Raw genomic sequence first — 16,956 nt, 5'->3', positions numbered from 1 at the left:
TTAACCGTTCTTTTCAGCGAGTGCCTGCGCGCATGCCCAGGCACTGGCCCACGCCCACTGGAAGTTATACCCGCCGAGCCAGCCGGTCACGTCCATCACTTCACCAATGAAATAAAGACCCGGCACGTTGCGGGCTTCCATCGTGCGGGATGAGAGTTCGTTTGTATCCACGCCGCCCAGCGTCACTTCCGCCGTGCGGTAGCCTTCGGTGCCGTTTGGCTGTACGCGCCAGTTCGTCAGCGTCTCCACCAGCGCTTCCTGCTCGCGGCTGTTGAGCTGCTTGAGCGCGACATCCGGAATTTGCCCTAACACCTGCAAGCACTCCACGAGACGCTTCGGCAGCTGCATCGCCAGGGTATTTTTCAGGCTTTGATTCGGGTGCGCAGCGCGTTGCTCGTTAAGGAAGGCGTCCAGATCGCAGTCCGGCACCAGATTTACGGAGACAAACTCCCCCGGCTGCCAGTAGCTGGAGATCTGCAATACCGCCGGTCCCGAGAGTCCGCGATGGGTAAAGAGCAGATTTTCGCGGAACACCGTGCCGTCTTCGGCCGTAATGACCGACGGCACAGACACGCCGGAGAGCGTCTGAAGCTGTTCCAGCAGGGGCTTATGCAGCGTGAACGGTACCAGCCCGGCGCGGGTGGGCAGTACCTTCAGGCCAAACTGCTCGGCAATTTTATAGCCGAACGGTGAAGCGCCCAGCCCCGGCATCGAGAGGCCCCCGCTGGCGATCACCAGGTTATCGGCGCTGACGGTTTCACCGTTGAGTTGCAGCGTGTAGCCCTCCTCGTCACGGGCGACGTCCAGCACTTCGGTGCGCAGGCGCATAACTACGCCGCCATTCTCGCACTCGGCCACCAGCATATCGACAATTTGCTGCGCGGAGTCGTCGCAGAACAGCTGCCCCAGCGTCTTCTCATGCCACGCGATACCGTGTTTACCCACCAGCTCGATAAAATCCCACTGGGTGTAGCGCGCCAGCGCAGATTTGCAAAAATGACGGTTTTGGCTCAAATAGGCCGCAGGCTCGACATAAAGATTAGTAAAGTTGCATCGCCCGCCGCCAGACATCAGGATCTTGCGGCCAGGCTTTTTTCCGTTATCCAGCAGCAGCACGCGACGACCCGCTTGTCCGGCCATCGCCGCACAAAACATACCCGCCGCACCGGCGCCAATTACTACGGCATCAAACCTTTCCACGTCAAAATCCTCTTCGTTAACTGCCGCGGATTGTAAAGTTTCCTCAGTGGTCGCACCAGCGTAAAAAGATATTACAAAGCCATTTCATTGATATTTAAAGATTATCCTTTCAGGCACATTTCTCAAATCAGGTGGTATGTCAAAAAAAGTCTATATTTCACTTTGCCCGTTGCGCATTTGTCCTGGATAATGCGCCGCGTTCATGTCCTCAAAATGGCGTAACGTCCTATGCTACATTTGTTTGCCGGCCTGGATTTACATACCGGGCTTTTATTATTGCTTGCTCTGGTTTTTGTGCTGTTTTACGAAGCGATCAACGGCTTCCACGACACTGCAAACGCAGTAGCAACGGTTATCTACACTCGCGCAATGCGATCGCAGCTTGCGGTCGTGATGGCGGCGGTATTTAACTTTTTTGGTGTCCTCCTGGGCGGACTGAGCGTTGCGTATGCCATTGTGCATATGCTGCCAACGGATCTGCTGCTTAACGTGAGTTCCGGTCATGGCCTGGCCATGGTGTTCTCAATGCTGCTTGCTGCGATTATCTGGAACCTCGGTACCTGGTATTTCGGCCTGCCGGCATCCAGCTCTCACACCCTCATCGGCGCGATTATCGGTATCGGGTTAACCAATGCCCTGATGACCGGGACCTCCGTCGTTGATGCGCTGAACATCCCGAAAGTTCTCGGCATTTTCGGCTCTCTGATCATCTCCCCTATCGTCGGTCTGGTGGTGGCGGGTGGCTTGATTTTCATCCTGCGTCGCTACTGGAGCAACACGAAAAAACGTGCGCGTATCCATCTGACGCCAGCAGAGCGTGAGAAGAAAGACGGCAAGAAAAAGCCGCCGTTCTGGACGCGTATCGCGCTGATCATTTCCGCTATTGGCGTCGCCTTCTCTCATGGCGCGAACGATGGTCAGAAAGGTATCGGCCTGGTGATGCTGGTTCTGATTGGCGTCGCACCGGCGGGCTTCGTGGTTAACATGAACGCCTCCGGTTACGAAATCACCCGTACCCGTGATGCGGTGAACAACGTTGAGACTTACTTCCAGCAGCATCCTGATTTGCTGAAGAAAGCGACCGGCGTGGACCAGCTGATTCCTTCTCCGGAGTCAGGCGCAACGACGGCACCGGGCGAGTTCCATTGCCATCCGGCAAACGCGATTAACGCGTTGGAACGTGCGAAAGGCATGCTGGCCGATATCGAAAGCTATGACAAACTGGCTGTTGAACAGCGTGGTCAACTGCGTCGCATCATGCTCTGTATCTCCGACGTGACCGATAAAGTCGCGAAGCTGCCAGAGGTTAATGCTGACGACCAACGTCTGCTGAAGAAACTGAAAGGCGATATGCTCAACACCATTGAGTACGCGCCAATCTGGATCATCATGGCGGTCGCGCTGGCGCTGGGTATCGGTACGATGATTGGCTGGCGTCGTGTGGCGACCACCATCGGTGAAAAGATCGGTAAGAAAGGCATGACCTATGCGCAGGGTATGTCCGCGCAGATGACGGCAGCGGTATCTATCGGTCTGGCGAGCTACACCGGTATGCCAGTCTCCACCACCCACGTACTCTCTTCGTCCGTGGCAGGTACCATGATTGTTGACGGCGGCGGTTTGCAGCGTAAAACCGTGACCAACATTCTGATGGCCTGGGTGTTCACCCTCCCGGCGTCCATCCTGCTGTCTGGCGGTCTGTACTGGATTTCGCTGAAGCTGATTTAATCGGCTGAAGGCGACAAAAAAGCGGGTCAGGAAACTGGCCCGCTTTTTTTATGGCTGCTATTTGCCATGAAGTATTTGATAACATGAGGATTTTCTGAACATTTTTTGTTCAATTTTAACACACAGAAAAAACTATCATGGCGGCCAGAAGAAAAATCCAGACAAAGGAGAATGTATGGCTTCTGTCCCTCTCTCAGGACCGGGTTCAATCGTTATAGCGAACAATATGCGCGAGGCTCGCCTTAACGGAATGTCACACAATATGGCCACGCCCTCAACGTATTATTGGTTCTACCAAAAAGTCCGAAATGGCGGTCCCTGGGATTATAAAAAATTCGACCCTTATTTTGCTGCATTTGGTAACTTCAACTTCGGAGCCGCAGGTACTGCGGCAGGTATCCCTGCAAACATCCTTCTTATGGGCGCAGGCTGGGCTCAAGGCCGGGCAGGTACCTCAAAACCGGAATGGGGAAAATGGTACGAAAAGCCTCCTTACGGAGACGACCCAACGGACCAACGCAACATCAGAGAAGGAATAGAATATGCCATTCAAAACGGCTATTAAATGGATTCATCGCCTTGTTACCGTTTCGCTTCTGGTTCTGGTCATTGGATTTCTCTGGTTAAACCATCAACCCAATCAGCGCAATAGCGATGAGCTACAGCGCGTTTATCAATTATCCGATAGCGTCTGGCTCTATATGACCGTGAACAATCAGGGTGGCACAACCGTACCACCAATTTACCGATACTATCTCTCTGGAGCGCTCGCAGGGAAAGACACTGACATTATCCATCAGCTGGCTATGAAGTATCCGGTCATCGAAGGTACAGGCACGATAACCTCAGCCAGTATTGATACAAGCGGGGAAGTGAAAATTGCCTATAGCGGAAAGGTTATTTCGATTGAGAACAATGTCTCCAGTCTCCGGTTCTCAGTTAAGCCCTGAGCCAGAGGAAAGAAGGCGGGGCTTTCCCCGCCTGCTGTGGTACTCAGTGCCAAATCATCAATGCAATCATACTGACCACGACCAGCCCGCACAGGGCACTGGTCAAAATGAACTGACGACGCAGGCGCTCGCAGCGACGGATAAACTCTTCATCGTGGTGATCGCGGTAGCGTTGGTAGTAGATATACCCCACCAGACGCATCTGCTTGCTGGGCTGTCCGTGCGAGGTGAAGAACCCTCCACCGTCCACATACTGATAAAGCAACGGATCGCAACCACGAAGTACCACTAACAGCGCACGTAACGATGAGAAGTAGCGCGCCATATTCACTATGCAAACCACGCATAACGCCCAAAACAATGCGACGGTGCTAATCATACATCCTCCCCGGCGTCCGCCCACGAAGCAAGGCTCCTGAGCTACCGCACCCCAATGCCCTGACAGACAGTTCAGTGAAAGAATGACCAAAAGTCGATCCGGTTCGCGTTTTAATATCCGAACGGCTCATTAAATAGTGTAGGAGATCCGTTAATTTTTTTGCCACAAGGTTAATCGTTATCAACACCAAAGCTTGAAAAATATGTTTAACTGGGCCGTAATGAAAGCATCAGACGACGGCTTTCCCATTTAGTCATCGATAACTTAAGGAAGGAGTAACACTATGGCTTACAAACACATTCTCATCGCGGTAGACCTCTCCCCGGAGAGTAAAGTGCTGGTTGATAAAGCAGTATCCATGGCACGTCCCTACAACGCGAAAGTTTCGCTGATTCACGTTGATGTGAATTACTCCGACCTCTACACCGGTCTGATCGACGTGAATCTCGGCGATATGCAGAAACGCATCTCCGAAGAGACTCACCACGCGCTGAGCGAGCTTTCTACCAACGCGGGCTATCCAATCACTGAAACCTTAAGCGGTAGCGGCGATCTGGGCCAGGTGCTGGTTGATGCGATTAAGAAATACGATATGGACCTGGTGGTATGCGGTCATCACCAGGACTTCTGGAGCAAGCTGATGTCTTCCGCGCGCCAGCTGATTAACACCGTACACGTGGATATGCTGATTGTTCCACTGCGTGACGAAGAAGACGAGTAAGTGCAAAAAAGCCCGGTGGCGCTAACGCTTACCGGGCCTACAAGCGGCACTGAATGTAGGCCGGGTAAGGCGAAGCCGCCACCCGGCTTTTTTATTCTGGCGTTCCCGAATAAATATCAAATCGGTGTCCTTTGGTGGTCACCGCGTTAGTGGTCGCAACGTCCGCCAGCGGCGGCGCATAGTCCGGCCGCTTCACCACCACCCGCTTCGTCGCCAGCTGACGAGCCGGCTCCAGCAGGCCATCGGCATCTAAATCTGGCCCCACCAGAGACTGAAACACCCGCATCTCTTTCTTCACCAGCGCGCTTTTCTGCTTATGCGGGAACATGGGGTCGAGATAGACTACCTGCGGGCGTGGGGTGATATCGGTCAGCGCCGTCAGGCTGGAGGCATGAATAAGTTGCAAACGTTCCTGCAACCACGGGCCGATTTCCGGGTCCGCGTAGCCCCGCGTCAGCCCGTCGTCGAGCAGCGCGGCGACAACCGGATTACGCTCCAGCATCCGCACCCGACAGCCGACAGACGCCAGCACAAAGGCATCGCGCCCCAGCCCCGCCGTGGCATCCACCACGTCCGGCAGATAGCTGCCTTTAATGCCGACCGCTTTGGCCACCGCTTCACCGCGACCGCCGCCAAACTTACGCCGGTGCGCCATCGCGCCGCCGACAAAATCGACAAAAATCCCGCCAAGCTTTGGCTCATCGCGCTTGCGCAGCTCCAGATGTTCCGGCGTCATCACCAGCGCCATCAGGTTGTCTTCATCATGTTCCAGCCCCCAGCGGGCCGCCAGAACAGATAAGGCGCCGTCCCCGGCGCCTGTTTCATCTACTAAGCAGATCTTCACGTAGCAATCAGCCTTTGATTCCGTAATGCTCCAGCATCGCATCCAGCTGCGGCTCGCGGCCACGGAAGCGTTTGAACAGCTCCATAGGCTCTTCTGAACCGCCGCGCGTCAGGATGTTATCAAGGAACGACTGACCGGTTTCTCGGTTGAAAATCCCCTCTTCTTCGAAGCGCGAGAAGGCATCCGCCGCCAGCACGTCGGCCCACAGGTAGCTGTAGTAGCCTGCGGCGTACCCGCCTGCGAAGATATGGCTGAACGCGTGCGGGAAGCGTCCCCAGGTCGGGCCTGGAATAACCGCGACCTGCTTTTTAATCTCAGCCAGGGTTTCGAGGATTTTCGCCCCCTGCTCCGGGCTGAACTCGGCGTGCAGGCGGAAGTCGAACAGGCCGAACTCCAGCTGACGCAGGATGAACATCGCCGCCTGGTAGTTTTTCGCCGCCAGCATTTTATCCAGCAGTTCTTTCGGCAGCGGTTCGCCCGTTTCGTAATGGCCGGAGATAAATGCCAGCGCGTCCGGCTCCCAGCACCAGTTTTCCATAAACTGGCTTGGCAGCTCGACCGCATCCCATGGCACACCGCTGATACCGGCGACGCCAGCGGTTTCGATGCGGGTCAGCATGTGGTGCAGGCCGTGACCGAACTCGTGGAACAGGGTGATCACTTCATCGTGGGTAAACAGCGCAGGTTTGCCGCTCACCGGACGGTTGAAGTTACAGGTCAGGTAGGCGACCGGTTTTTGCAGGGAACCATCCGCTTTACGCATCTGGCCCACACAGTCATCCATCCACGCCCCGCCACGTTTGTTTTCACGCGCGTAAAGATCCAGATAGAAGCTGCCGCGCAGCTCGTTTTTCTCGTCATACAGCTCAAAGAAGCGCACGTCCGGATGCCAGACGTCGATATCGGTACGCTCTTTCGCGGTAATGCCGTAGATGCGTTTCACCACCTCGAACAGGCCGTTAACGGCTTTGTTTTCCGGGAAGTACGGACGCAGCTGTTCGTCGCTGATGCTGTAGAGATGCTGTTTCTGTTTTTCGCTGTAGTATGCGATATCCCACGGCTGAAGCTCGTCCACGCCGAACTCCGCTTTCGCAAAGGCGCGCAGCTGAGCCAGTTCTTTTTCACCCTGAGGACGGGCGCGTTTCGCCAGATCGGTCAGGAAGTCGAGCACCTGCTGTGGGTTCTCGGCCATTTTGGTGGCAAGGGATTTATCGGCGTAGCTGTCGAAGCCCAGCAGCTGTGCCAGCTCGTGGCGCAGGGCGAGGATTTCCGCCATCACCGGGCTGTTATCCCATTTGCCCGCATTCGGCCCCTGATCGGAGGCGCGGGTGCTGTAGGCGCGGTACATCTCTTCGCGCAGGGCCTGGTTGTCGCAGTAGGTCATCACCGGCAGATAGCTTGGGATATCCAGCGTTAACAGGAAGCCTTCCTGCTCTTTCGCTTCGGCCTGGGCTTTTGCCGCCGCCAGCGCGCTTTCCGGCATGCCCGCCAGTTCAGATTCATCGGTAATCAGCTTCGTCCAGCCCATGGTGGCGTCGAGGACGTTGTTGCTGTACTGGTTGCCCAGCTCGGACAGGCGCGCGGCGATTTCGCCGTAGCGAACCTGTTTTTCTTTTGGCAGGCCAATCCCGGACAGTTCGAAATCACGCAGGGCGTTATCGACCGATTTTTTCTGCGCCGTGTTCAGTTCGGCATAGTGGTCGCCGTCGCGCAGGTCGCGGTAGGCTTTGTAGAGCCCCTCATGCTGACCGACCCAGGTGCTGTACTCAGAGAGCAGCGGCAGGGTCTGTTCGTAGGCTTCACGCAGCTCCGGGCTGTTTTTCACCGAGTTCAGGTGACTCACCGGGGAGAAAATACGCCCCAGCACGTCGTCCACTTCGGCCAGCGGCTGACACAGATTTTCCCAGGTGTACGGCGCGCCCTGCGCAACCACGCTTTCTACCGCCGCGCGGCAGTTTTCCAGCGACTGGGTAACGGCCGGAACCACATGCTCAGGGAGGATTTTAGAAAACGGTGGCAACGAAAAAGGCGTCAGTAATGGATTGGTCATAAACGCTGTCCTGTTGAAATAGGTGAATGAAGCGCGCATCCGGCGCTGTGCATATTGTTCAGTAATGGGGTTAAGTGTAGAGGATTTCAATGCCGAAGGTTGTCGAAAAACGCCCGTTGGCGCTGCGCTTACCGGGCCTGCGGGTAATCTGTGCCGTTCTGCTGTAAACTGTGGCAAATCGTCAATTCAGCGGAATATCATTACCCATGCTCAGTTATCGCCACAGCTTCCACGCAGGCAACCACGCCGACGTCCTCAAACATACCGTTCAGAGCCTGATCATCGAATCGCTTAAAGAAAAGGATAAACCGTTCCTTTATCTGGACACCCACGCGGGCGCGGGCCGTTATCAGCTGAGCGGCGAGCATGCAGAGCGTACCGGTGAATATCTGGAAGGGATTGCGCGTATCTGGCAGCAGGACGATCTGCCTGCCGAGCTGGAGCCGTACATTGGCGTGGTGAATCACTTCAACCGCAACGGCCAGCTGCGTTACTACCCGGGTTCACCACTGATTGCCCGCCAGCTGCTGCGTGAGCAGGACAGCCTTCAGCTGACAGAGCTACACCCGAGCGACTTCCCGCTGCTGCGTTCTGAGTTTCAGAAAGATAACCGCGCCCGCGTGGACAAAGCCGATGGCTACCAGCAGCTGAAAGCCAAACTGCCGCCGGTTTCCCGTCGCGGCCTGGTGCTGATCGACCCACCGTACGAAATCAAAACCGACTATCAGGCGGTGGTGACCGGCATTAACGAAGGTTACAAACGCTTTGCGACCGGCACCTATGCCCTGTGGTATCCGGTAGTGCTGCGCGCGCAAATTAAACGCATGATCAAAGACCTCGAAGCGACCGGCATTCGTAAAATCCTGCAAATTGAGCTGGCGGTGCGCCCTGACAGCGACCAGCGCGGCATGACCGCGTCCGGCATGATCGTCATTAACCCGCCGTGGAAGCTCGAAGGACAGATGAACAACGTGCTGCCGTGGCTGCACAAAACGCTGGTGCCAGCCGGTACGGGTCACGCCACCGTGAGCTGGATCGTGCCGGAGTAATCGCAGCCATCGGTGGAAACTATTGATTTCAGGTATACAATCGCGGCAATTCACGATTAAGGACAACGCTATGACTAAGCATTATGACTACATCGCAATCGGCGGCGGCAGCGGCGGCATCGCCTCCATCAACCGTGCGGCCATGTACGGCCAGAAGTGTGCGCTGATTGAAGCCAAAGAACTCGGCGGCACCTGCGTGAACGTGGGTTGTGTACCGAAGAAAGTGATGTGGCATGCCGCGCAAATCCGTGAAGCTATCCATATGTATGGCCCGGACTACGGCTTTGACACCACCATCAACCACTTCGACTGGGATAAACTGATCGCCAGCCGTACCGCCTACATCGACCGTATTCACACCTCGTACGATAACGTGCTGGGCAAGAATAACGTCGACGTGATCCGCGGCTTCGCCCGTTTCGTGGATGCGAAGACGATCGAAGTGAACGGCGAGACGATCACCGCCGATCACATCCTGATCGCCACCGGCGGCCGTCCGAGCCACCCGAACATTCCGGGCGCGGAATACGGTATCGACTCCGACGGTTTCTTCGAGCTGCCTGCTCTGCCAGAACGCGTTGCCATTGTGGGCGCAGGTTACATCGCGGTTGAGCTGGCCGGCGTGATTAACGGCCTGGGAGCGGAAGCGCACCTGTTCGTGCGTAAACACGCGCCGCTACGCAGCTTTGACCCGCTGATCGTCGACACGCTGGTCGAGGTGATGAACGCCGAAGGCCCAACCCTGCACACCAACGCCGTGCCAAAAGCGGTGGTGAAAAATGCGGACGGTAGCCTGACTCTGGAGCTGGAAGATGGCCGCAGCCAGACCGTTGATTGCCTGATCTGGGCGATTGGTCGTGAACCGGCCACCGACAACTTCAACCTGGCCGCAACCGGGGTGAAAACCAATGAAAAAGGCTACATTGTCGTTGATAAATTCCAGAACACCAGCGTACCGGGCATTTATGCCGTCGGTGATAACACCGGCGCCGTAGAGCTGACGCCGGTTGCCGTGGCGGCGGGGCGTCGTCTTTCCGAGCGTCTGTTTAATAACAAGCCGGACGAACATCTGGACTACAGCAACATCCCGACCGTGGTCTTCAGCCACCCGCCAATCGGTACCGTCGGCTTAACCGAGCCGCAGGCGCGTGAGCAGTACGGCGATGACCAGGTGAAAGTGTATAAATCGGCGTTTACCGCGATGTATACCGCGGTCACCTCGCACCGTCAGCCATGCCGCATGAAGCTGGTCTGCGTGGGCCCGGAGGAGAAGATCGTCGGCATCCACGGCATTGGTTTCGGCATGGACGAGATCCTGCAAGGCTTCGCGGTGGCGCTGAAGATGGGCGCAACGAAGAAAGACTTCGATAACACCGTGGCGATCCACCCGACTGCGGCGGAAGAGTTTGTGACTATGCGCTGATCCGTCTGATCCGCAACAAAACCGGCCAGCTGGCCGGTTTTTTTATGCCCTGGGCAGGTAAACCCAACGGGTGTACAAACGGTAACAAAATAACCCGGTACCCGCGGTGGAATTAACTAATCTTAGAAAGCGCTACGCGTTCGCCTGTTACTACGGAAAAAGATTAGAGATATGAAAATGCACGTAAAGATCACCGCAAAACTGATGGCCAAAATGCACCTTGTTCTCGCGCTGGTTTGGGCGATACTGACTATTCCTACCCTGCTGTGGTGGAAAAACAGCATTCTGTGGGTGTCGTTAATGAGCATTTACGCCATCGTGATTTCCCATCTGGCTGCGTACAGCGCCGCCCATGCGGAAAAAGCGGCCAGCAAAGCGATGGATAAAAGCGAAGGCGCCAGCCAGAAAGCCAATCAAACCGCCAAAAGCCTTCAGGGCAATGCGCGTCAGGCGCATTAATCCCTGCGTATATGCAGAATACCGAATGCTCTGAATTTTATTCCTGCTCTGTTTCCAAAGATTCTGATTTAATAATTTAATAATCAAAGGGATATCTGATTTTCAGCGTGTTTAAATCCATTTTGAAAGCGTGATCTACCGCACACTTCGCACCGCATTAACCGAAGCGAATGTCTACGCTTTAAAGATAGCCGGGAAAAACCCGTATTGGTTACGACAAAAACCGGAGGTCCTGAACACCATGTTCAACCAGAAACTACAGACTGCCGAGGATATCGAGTTCGAGATTGCAGAAGAGCTGCGCTACGAAACCGATCCCTGTGAGTTAAAACTGGATGAGATGATCGAGGCAGAGCCGGAACCGGAAATGATTGAAGGGCTGCCGGCGTCCGATGCCCTTACGCCCGCAGACCGCTACCTTGAACTGTTTGAACACGTCCAGTCGTCGCGGCTGTTTGCGGACAGCAAAACCTTTCCCGACTGCGCGCCGAAGATGGATCCGCTGGATATTTTGATCCGCTATCGCAAGGTGCGTCGTCACCGTGATTTTGACCTGGCGCGCTTTGTGGAGAATCACTTCTGGCTGCCGGAGGACTACAGCAAAGAGTACGTCTCTGACCCAGGCCTGTCCCTGAAAGAACATATTGATAATCTGTGGCCGGTGCTGACGCGCGAGCCGCAGGATCACATCCCTTGGTCGTCGCTGCTAGCGCTGCCTCAGGCCTATATTGTGCCCGGTGGGCGATTCAGTGAGACCTACTACTGGGACTCTTACTTCTCCATGCTGGGGCTTGCTGAAAGCGGTCGTAACGATCTGCTGAAATGTATGGCCGATAACTTCGCCTGGCTGATTGAGCGCTACGGCCATATCCCGAACGGCAACCGTACCTACTATCTCAGCCGCTCCCAGCCGCCCGTTTTTGCCCTGATGGTGGAGCTGTTTGAAGAGGACGGCGTGCGCGGGGCGAAGCGCTATCTTGAGCATCTTAAGATGGAGTACGCCTTCTGGATGGACGGGGCGGAATCGCTGCTGCTCAATCAGGCCTATCGCAGTGCGGTACGCATGCCGGATGGCTCATTGCTCAACCGCTACTGGGACGATCGCGACACGCCGCGAGATGAATCGTGGATTGAGGACGTGGAAACCGCCCGTCATTCCGGTCGTCCGCCGAACGAGGTGTATCGCGACCTGCGCGCCGGCGCAGCCTCAGGATGGGATTACTCATCCCGCTGGCTGCGCGATCCTGCGCGGCTGGCCAGCATCCGCACGACACAATTTATCCCCATTGATTTGAACGCATTCCTGTTCAAACTGGAGAGCGCTATCGCCAATATCTCCGCGTCGAAAGGGGATAAAGAGACGGCTGATCTGTTCCGCCAGAAAGCCAGCGACCGGCGCGCGGCGGTGAACCGCTATCTGTGGGACGAAGAGAACGGCTGTTATCGTGATTACGACTGGCGGCGTGAAGCCCTGGCGCTGTTCTCTGCGGCCAGCATTGTGCCGCTGTATGTGGGCATGGCGACGCATGAGCAGGCTGAACGGCTGTCCGATGCCGTTAAAGCCCGTCTGCTCACGCCGGGCGGTATTCTCGCCACCGAATATGAAACCGGGGAGCAGTGGGATAAGCCGAACGGCTGGGCGCCGCTCCAGTGGATGGCGATCCAGGGGTTCAAGCAGTACGGCAACGACTCGCTGGGAGATGAGATCGCCTGGAGCTGGCTGCACACGGTGAACCATTACTACAAAACCCATCATAAGCTGATTGAGAAGTACCACATCGCCAGCAGCACGCCACGCGAAGGTGGCGGGGGTGAGTATCCGTTGCAGGATGGCTTCGGCTGGACGAATGGCGTGGTGCGGCGGTTGATTGGGCTGTATGGGGAGCCCTGAGCCTCACCCCTCACCCTGCCCCTCTCCCCTGAGGGGCAGGGTGAGGGGGAAAAATAATCAGCGGATCACCTCATAAATGGCAGTCTGGATGGACTGCCATTTTTTTGTGCTGGCATCGGGCTGCGTCTTCGCGCGGCGCGTTGCCATATCGGCGTCGTGCTGCTGGCGTTTCACCACCGCGGGAACGGTACAGAATGCTTTCAGGTACTGCTTACGCATAGGCGTCAGCGATTCGCCGTTCGCCATCGCATGGCTAAGCGTATTAATAAAGCGTCGGCAGGGCTTTTGCTCTGTCATTTGCAGGCGGTAGCGCAACATTACTTCCAGTACATCGTCGTAGCCTGCCGACAACGCCTCCTCCGTCCATGACATTTTCCAGTCCATCCCGCCCTGCAAAAACAGGAGCGCCACGCGGGTGTCATTGCGATTGATGGCCGAGCGGAAATTATTCTCATCCCAGGTAACACCCATGCGGGTTAACGTCTCGCGTGAGGAAGGCGTTTCGCGCATCTCCTGCACCTGCGCGGGAGATGCCGTACTGGCCACAGCCGGCTGCGGTTTACTGCTGGTCACCAGCCAGAATCCCCCCACGACAATCGCGATAACCATCACGCCAACCGCTCCCCACAGCACGCCGGAAATCAGCTGTTCGCGCTGCTCTGGCGTACGCGCGGCGCGCTGAGTCGGTTTTTCTATACTGTCGCGCACTTCAAAAAGATCGCCGCCTGTGGTGCGGTCCATTTTTTGCGCCTTTTCCCAGAACGCGTGCAGCTCGCTTTCGTCCACCGCCATCAGCGCCGCCGGGTTAACGCGTGTCCGCCCTTCCTCAAACGCGCGCTGAACGGAGCGGGTGATCTGCGTGTAATAGCAGTCGAGCAGCTGGATTTGCGCCCCGCTTAACGGCTGCTGCACGGTGATGCTGTTGCGGATTTGTCGAATATCTTCGAGGAAGGTTTGCAGGGTTTTGCGGGGCTCTACCAGCAGCGTCAGCATGTCCGGAGCGTTAAACAGCGGCGCGTAGTAGCGGCTAAATTCTTTTTTATCCACCAGCAGCTGGGCCAGTTCGCTGAACAACATGCCGCTCAGAACATCATTAATCTCACCGTTTTTCAGCCAGCGACGCACGCGTTCAGCGTTAAACAAGGTCTTAAGATGATTATTCAGCCGCACCGGATCGGGCCACGCCTGCTGTATCAGCCCTTTAATCATCAGCTCAATGGCACGCACCTGTTTCTGCGCCTGAAGCTGGCTCTCCTTCTCTGGCACCCTCCCGGTTTCGTAGGTCAGGAGGGGCTGTTGCAGACGCAGATATTCAAGGGAGGTGACGAAGCGCATCGCCGCAATCAGCTGATTTTCGCTGACATCCTGCCCGCTTTCATACTGGGGAACACGCTGCTGAAGCAAGCGTAATTGCAGCGTAAAGGCCGTCATTTCCGCATCATTCAGATTCAGCTTCCTGGCTACGGCGCCCCACCCGCCCAGCCCCAGGCGGGCGCTATCCAGTTGCTCCAGAAACCAGCGTGGATCTTTTCCTTCAGAAACATGTACATTCAACAGAAGTAAAATTTCAACAGACGCCTGACGGATCGCTGCCAGACAGTGTTCAAACTGTTCGCGGGTATGATGCGATGAGCTAATCATCATTGTTTTCCTTGAGAGACAATGAGTACCGCTAAAGCGGCATTAAAAGTCGTTTTTCTTTTTATTTATATGAGGTTAAACATACCTGACTTTCTGTTGAAATAAAGTGACAACCTTATAATCATTTGCAATGCCTCCGGAGGATCGTCATGCCCGCCTTAACCACCGCGCGTCTCACCTGCTCGCCGCTGCAAGAGCAAGACTGGCCCTTTTTTCTGTCGCTACAGCAAAATCCTGAGGTGATGCGTTTTGTCGCCCCTGCGCGTAGCGAGGCGGACATTCGGGAAGCCTTTGAGTCTCGTCTGTTGCCGTGGACGCCGGGCAGCTCGCACTGGCTCTGCCTTGTGGTGCGTGAGACGGCCAGCCAGACGCCGCTGGGCGTAACCGGCTATGTGCACCGGGAAGCAGATTGTGCTGAAGTCGGTTTTCTCCTTGCGCCCTCTGCGCAGGGGAAAGGTTACGGCTTTGAATCTCTGCGGGCTGTGTGTGATTTCGCGCTGACTCAGGGTAATATCCGTCGGCTCACCGCCACCGTGACGGCGGGAAATATCGCCTCAAGGCGAATGCTGGAAAAAACAGGTTTTCAACTGGAAGGTGAGTTGCGTGAGAGTTATTTCCTTTCAGGGCAATGGCATAACGACTGGCTATTCGGTTTACTGAAAAAGGAATTCCCGTTCAGTTAAACCTGATCAACAGCCATTTGGCGGATATTTCCCCGGCGGCGTTTCCTCTATAGTCGCGCCACTAAGAGGAAACGCTTATGACGGGTTATGCAATGCAGATATCTTCTGCTGCAATCGCATTAATTAAAAAACAACAGGGTCTTTCCCTGGAGAAATACCGTGACGAAAAGGGTATATGGGTTATTGGTTATGGTCACGTGATTCGCCAGTGGGAAAAATTTTACAGTCTCATCACGCCGATTGAGGCGGAGAATTTGCTTTTTAATGATATTCAATTATGTGAGGCGCTGCTGCGGGAAATGAACAAACGCCCATTAACCCAACAGCAGCATGACGCCCTGATATTAACCCTCTTCAGTTTTGGGGAAGAGTCCCCTCTGCCTGAGAAGATCCTTCAGGCCGTCGCCCGGGTGTAGTACATCGCGGCCTGCGTCCGGTTTTTGACATCAAGACGCCGGAAAAGCGTCTCAAGATGGGCTTTTACCGTTGCCGCACTGATATTGAGATTACGACCAATCTCTTTATTGGACTCTCCGGCTGCCAGTAACTTCAATACCTCACGCTGGCGCTCGCTTAACACTGCCAGTTCATCCTGAGAGGAGTGCTGCTTCAGCCACTCGCCGGGAAAACAGACCATTCCACGCGATACGGAATCCAGCACTGCGGAAAAGCGTTCGGGATTCGCATTGCGGGGAACTATCGCCACCACGTTGCGCTGAAACATTTGCTCAACCCAACGTCGCTCTTTTTTCGTTAACACCAACACCACGCGCGACGCTGGAAAACGATCCATAATCTCTTCCAGTAAAGCCACACCATTATCACGAATTAAATACCCATCTATCATGACGATAGCGGAGGGTGACGCGGATAATTGCGCCCATAATTCATCAGTCTGACGAGCCCCTGTCATCTCTATTTTCGGAATTAACTTCTGCAAACTGTACATCGCTCCATGAATAAATAATGACTGCCTGTCAAACATGATTACTCGCATCGTTTTACTCCTCTGAGAATAGCGAAGGGGGATTCTACAGAGGCATTTTTTAAGAAAAAACTCAATGAATGGAGAGGTTACAAATCACCCAGCTCTCTTTATATCTTCCAGCATTTAGACATACCTGTTTTAAGGATTTCCTTAAGAGGGTTCCCTCCCCCTTAAGACTGAACATTACAGGAACATACCGCCTGAAACTTCAATACGTTGCGCATTCATCCAGCCCAGTTTGTCACTGAGCAACGCCGCAATGGCGTCACCAATATCATCGGGCAGGCCCACGCGTCCCAGCGCTGTCTGCGAGGCCAGCAGCTGGTTAAGCTCCGCATTATCCCGCACGCGTCCGCCCCCAAAGTCGGTTTCAATCGCGCCGGGCGCGATGATATTGACGGAAATTCCGCGCGCACCAAGCTCTTTTGCCTGATAGCGGGTCAGCACTTCCATCGCCCCTTTCATTGCCGCGTAGGTGCCTGAACCGGGCTGAGTAAAACGGGCCAGTCCGCTGGAGACGTTCAGGATCCGCCCTCCGTCTTTTATGAGCGGCAGCAGCTGTTGCGTGAGGAAAAACGGCCCTTTGAAGTGAATGTTCAGCACATCATCAAACTGCGCCTCGGTCGTCTCGGTATAGGGTGCGTATAACCCTGTACCTGCGTTGTTCACTAAATAGTCAAAGGTGTCACGTTGCCAGACGTGTTTGAGGGTATCCTTCACCTGCTGAGCAAAGCGCGAAAAGCTTGCCGTATCGCCGACGTTAAGCTGCAATGCTGCCGCTTTTCCACCTGTTCCCTCGATTTCGCGCACAACTTCCTGCGCCTCCTGCTGGCTGTTGTTCCAGGTCAGGATGATGCCTGTCCCTTCCGCGGCCAGCTTCAAAACGGCATTTTTCCCCAGGCCGCGGCTACCGCCCGTCACTAAAGCAATACGTTCACTCATAATTCACC

The 16,956-nt window shown here is 55.2% G+C and carries 17 protein-coding genes; 10 read left to right on the top strand and 7 right to left on the bottom strand.

Going from position 1 to position 16,956, the window contains the following annotated elements; translation table 11 throughout:
- Positions 1 to 1,200, bottom strand: a complete 1,200-nt coding sequence (locus H2Z33_RS09535) for an NAD(P)/FAD-dependent oxidoreductase (RefSeq protein WP_045907619.1) — start codon at positions 1,198 to 1,200, stop codon at positions 1 to 3.
- A gap of 228 nt (positions 1,201 to 1,428) precedes the next feature.
- Between H2Z33_RS09535 and pitA the strand changes: the two genes are divergently transcribed.
- The 3 genes from pitA to H2Z33_RS09520 all read left to right on the top strand — a co-directional run bounded on the left by pitA (position 1,429) and on the right by H2Z33_RS09520 (position 3,878).
- Positions 1,429 to 2,928, top strand: a complete 1,500-nt coding sequence (gene pitA, locus H2Z33_RS09530; protein ID WP_003861225.1) for an inorganic phosphate transporter PitA — start codon at positions 1,429 to 1,431, stop codon at positions 2,926 to 2,928.
- A gap of 175 nt (positions 2,929 to 3,103) precedes the next feature.
- Positions 3,104 to 3,493 carry a polymorphic toxin type 44 domain-containing protein gene (locus H2Z33_RS09525; protein WP_047740725.1) on the top strand — a complete coding sequence of 130 codons (390 nt, stop codon included), beginning with the start codon at positions 3,104 to 3,106 and terminating at the stop codon, positions 3,491 to 3,493.
- A complete protein-coding gene (locus H2Z33_RS09520; protein WP_033488097.1) occupies positions 3,471 to 3,878 on the top strand; it encodes a hypothetical protein in 408 nt (135 codons plus the stop codon). Before H2Z33_RS09525 ends, H2Z33_RS09520 begins: the two co-directional genes overlap by 23 nt.
- 43 nt (positions 3,879 to 3,921) lie before the next feature.
- On the opposite strand, the gene uspB is transcribed toward H2Z33_RS09520, so the two are convergent.
- Positions 3,922 to 4,257, bottom strand: coding sequence for a universal stress protein UspB (uspB, locus tag H2Z33_RS09515; RefSeq protein WP_003861224.1), 336 nt, complete (start codon positions 4,255 to 4,257; stop codon positions 3,922 to 3,924).
- Between the two features lie 283 nt (positions 4,258 to 4,540).
- Between uspB and uspA the strand changes: the two genes are divergently transcribed.
- Positions 4,541 to 4,978 carry a universal stress protein UspA gene (gene uspA / locus H2Z33_RS09510; protein WP_003861223.1) on the top strand — a complete coding sequence of 146 codons (438 nt, stop codon included), beginning with the start codon at positions 4,541 to 4,543 and terminating at the stop codon, positions 4,976 to 4,978.
- A gap of 91 nt (positions 4,979 to 5,069) precedes the next feature.
- Here the strand turns inward: uspA and rsmJ are convergent, their stop codons facing one another.
- Both rsmJ and prlC read right to left on the bottom strand, forming a co-directional pair.
- Complete coding sequence (rsmJ, locus tag H2Z33_RS09505; protein ID WP_017384177.1) at positions 5,070 to 5,822, bottom strand: 16S rRNA (guanine(1516)-N(2))-methyltransferase RsmJ; 753 nt, start codon at positions 5,820 to 5,822, stop codon at positions 5,070 to 5,072.
- A 7-nt stretch (positions 5,823 to 5,829) separates the two neighbouring features.
- Positions 5,830 to 7,872, bottom strand: a complete 2,043-nt coding sequence (prlC, locus tag H2Z33_RS09500; RefSeq protein WP_045344680.1) for an oligopeptidase A — start codon at positions 7,870 to 7,872, stop codon at positions 5,830 to 5,832.
- A gap of 206 nt (positions 7,873 to 8,078) precedes the next feature.
- On the opposite strand from prlC, the gene H2Z33_RS09495 reads away from it, so the two are divergent.
- The 4 genes from H2Z33_RS09495 (at position 8,079) to H2Z33_RS09480 (ending at position 12,694) form a co-directional block, all read left to right on the top strand.
- A complete protein-coding gene (locus H2Z33_RS09495) occupies positions 8,079 to 8,921 on the top strand; it encodes a 23S rRNA (adenine(2030)-N(6))-methyltransferase RlmJ (RefSeq protein ID WP_047364408.1) in 843 nt (280 codons plus the stop codon).
- 70 nt (positions 8,922 to 8,991) lie between these two features.
- On the top strand, positions 8,992 to 10,344 hold the full coding sequence (gene gorA / locus H2Z33_RS09490) for a glutathione-disulfide reductase (protein ID WP_017384179.1): 1,353 nt from the start codon (positions 8,992 to 8,994) through the stop codon (positions 10,342 to 10,344).
- Positions 10,345 to 10,515: 171 nt separating this feature from the next.
- Positions 10,516 to 10,803 (top strand): hypothetical protein, encoded by a 288-nt coding sequence (locus H2Z33_RS09485; RefSeq protein WP_032672213.1) that lies wholly within the window; start codon positions 10,516 to 10,518, stop codon positions 10,801 to 10,803.
- Positions 10,804 to 11,044: 241 nt separating this feature from the next.
- Positions 11,045 to 12,694, top strand: a complete 1,650-nt coding sequence (locus H2Z33_RS09480; protein WP_015571511.1) for an alpha,alpha-trehalase — start codon at positions 11,045 to 11,047, stop codon at positions 12,692 to 12,694.
- Positions 12,695 to 12,751: 57 nt separating this feature from the next.
- Here the strand turns inward: H2Z33_RS09480 and H2Z33_RS09475 are convergent, their stop codons facing one another.
- A complete protein-coding gene (locus H2Z33_RS09475; RefSeq protein WP_017693815.1) occupies positions 12,752 to 14,338 on the bottom strand; it encodes an STY4199 family HEPN domain-containing protein in 1,587 nt (528 codons plus the stop codon).
- A gap of 146 nt (positions 14,339 to 14,484) precedes the next feature.
- On the opposite strand from H2Z33_RS09475, the gene H2Z33_RS09470 reads away from it, so the two are divergent.
- Both H2Z33_RS09470 and H2Z33_RS09465 read left to right on the top strand, forming a co-directional pair.
- The gene (locus H2Z33_RS09470) at positions 14,485 to 15,018 is read left to right on the top strand and encodes a GNAT family N-acetyltransferase (protein WP_063135401.1); all 534 of its coding nucleotides are present in this window, start codon (positions 14,485 to 14,487) and stop codon (positions 15,016 to 15,018) included.
- A gap of 77 nt (positions 15,019 to 15,095) precedes the next feature.
- Positions 15,096 to 15,434, top strand: coding sequence for a lysozyme (locus H2Z33_RS09465; RefSeq protein ID WP_063135402.1), 339 nt, complete (start codon positions 15,096 to 15,098; stop codon positions 15,432 to 15,434).
- Here H2Z33_RS09465 and H2Z33_RS09460 read toward each other — a convergent pair.
- On the bottom strand, positions 15,413 to 16,015 hold the full coding sequence (locus H2Z33_RS09460; RefSeq protein ID WP_032104620.1) for a response regulator transcription factor: 603 nt from the start codon (positions 16,013 to 16,015) through the stop codon (positions 15,413 to 15,415). The two genes, H2Z33_RS09465 and H2Z33_RS09460, sit on opposite strands and share 22 nt — an antisense overlap.
- Before the next feature lie 174 nt (positions 16,016 to 16,189).
- Positions 16,190 to 16,948 carry an SDR family NAD(P)-dependent oxidoreductase gene (locus tag H2Z33_RS09455; RefSeq protein ID WP_045907621.1) on the bottom strand — a complete coding sequence of 253 codons (759 nt, stop codon included), beginning with the start codon at positions 16,946 to 16,948 and terminating at the stop codon, positions 16,190 to 16,192.
- Positions 16,949 to 16,956: the final 8 nt, after the last annotated feature.

The organism is Enterobacter sp. YSU, assembly GCF_016082135.1.
GTDB lineage: Bacteria > Pseudomonadota > Gammaproteobacteria > Enterobacterales > Enterobacteriaceae > Enterobacter > Enterobacter hormaechei_C.
This window is presented reverse-complemented; position numbering and strand designations above follow the sequence as displayed.

What these genes read in the sequence shown, in the direction of transcription:
- prlC (WP_045344680.1), bottom strand. Translation starts at nt 7,872, where the DNA reads ATGACCAATCCATTACTGACGCCTTTTTCGTTGCCACCGTTTTCTAAA.
- uspA (WP_003861223.1), top strand. Translation starts at nt 4,541, where the DNA reads ATGGCTTACAAACACATTCTCATCGCGGTAGACCTCTCCCCGGAGAGT.
- gorA (WP_017384179.1), top strand. Translation starts at nt 8,992, where the DNA reads ATGACTAAGCATTATGACTACATCGCAATCGGCGGCGGCAGCGGCGGC.
- H2Z33_RS09460 (WP_032104620.1), bottom strand. Translation starts at nt 16,015, where the DNA reads ATGCGAGTAATCATGTTTGACAGGCAGTCATTATTTATTCATGGAGCG.
- H2Z33_RS09480 (WP_015571511.1), top strand. Translation starts at nt 11,045, where the DNA reads ATGTTCAACCAGAAACTACAGACTGCCGAGGATATCGAGTTCGAGATT.
- pitA (WP_003861225.1), top strand. Translation starts at nt 1,429, where the DNA reads ATGCTACATTTGTTTGCCGGCCTGGATTTACATACCGGGCTTTTATTA.
- H2Z33_RS09470 (WP_063135401.1), top strand. Translation starts at nt 14,485, where the DNA reads ATGCCCGCCTTAACCACCGCGCGTCTCACCTGCTCGCCGCTGCAAGAG.
- H2Z33_RS09475 (WP_017693815.1), bottom strand. Translation starts at nt 14,338, where the DNA reads ATGATGATTAGCTCATCGCATCATACCCGCGAACAGTTTGAACACTGT.
- H2Z33_RS09485 (WP_032672213.1), top strand. Translation starts at nt 10,516, where the DNA reads ATGAAAATGCACGTAAAGATCACCGCAAAACTGATGGCCAAAATGCAC.
- H2Z33_RS09525 (WP_047740725.1), top strand. Translation starts at nt 3,104, where the DNA reads ATGGCTTCTGTCCCTCTCTCAGGACCGGGTTCAATCGTTATAGCGAAC.
- H2Z33_RS09520 (WP_033488097.1), top strand. Translation starts at nt 3,471, where the DNA reads ATGCCATTCAAAACGGCTATTAAATGGATTCATCGCCTTGTTACCGTT.
- uspB (WP_003861224.1), bottom strand. Translation starts at nt 4,257, where the DNA reads ATGATTAGCACCGTCGCATTGTTTTGGGCGTTATGCGTGGTTTGCATA.
- H2Z33_RS09465 (WP_063135402.1), top strand. Translation starts at nt 15,096, where the DNA reads ATGACGGGTTATGCAATGCAGATATCTTCTGCTGCAATCGCATTAATT.
- H2Z33_RS09495 (WP_047364408.1), top strand. Translation starts at nt 8,079, where the DNA reads ATGCTCAGTTATCGCCACAGCTTCCACGCAGGCAACCACGCCGACGTC.
- H2Z33_RS09455 (WP_045907621.1), bottom strand. Translation starts at nt 16,948, where the DNA reads ATGAGTGAACGTATTGCTTTAGTGACGGGCGGTAGCCGCGGCCTGGGG.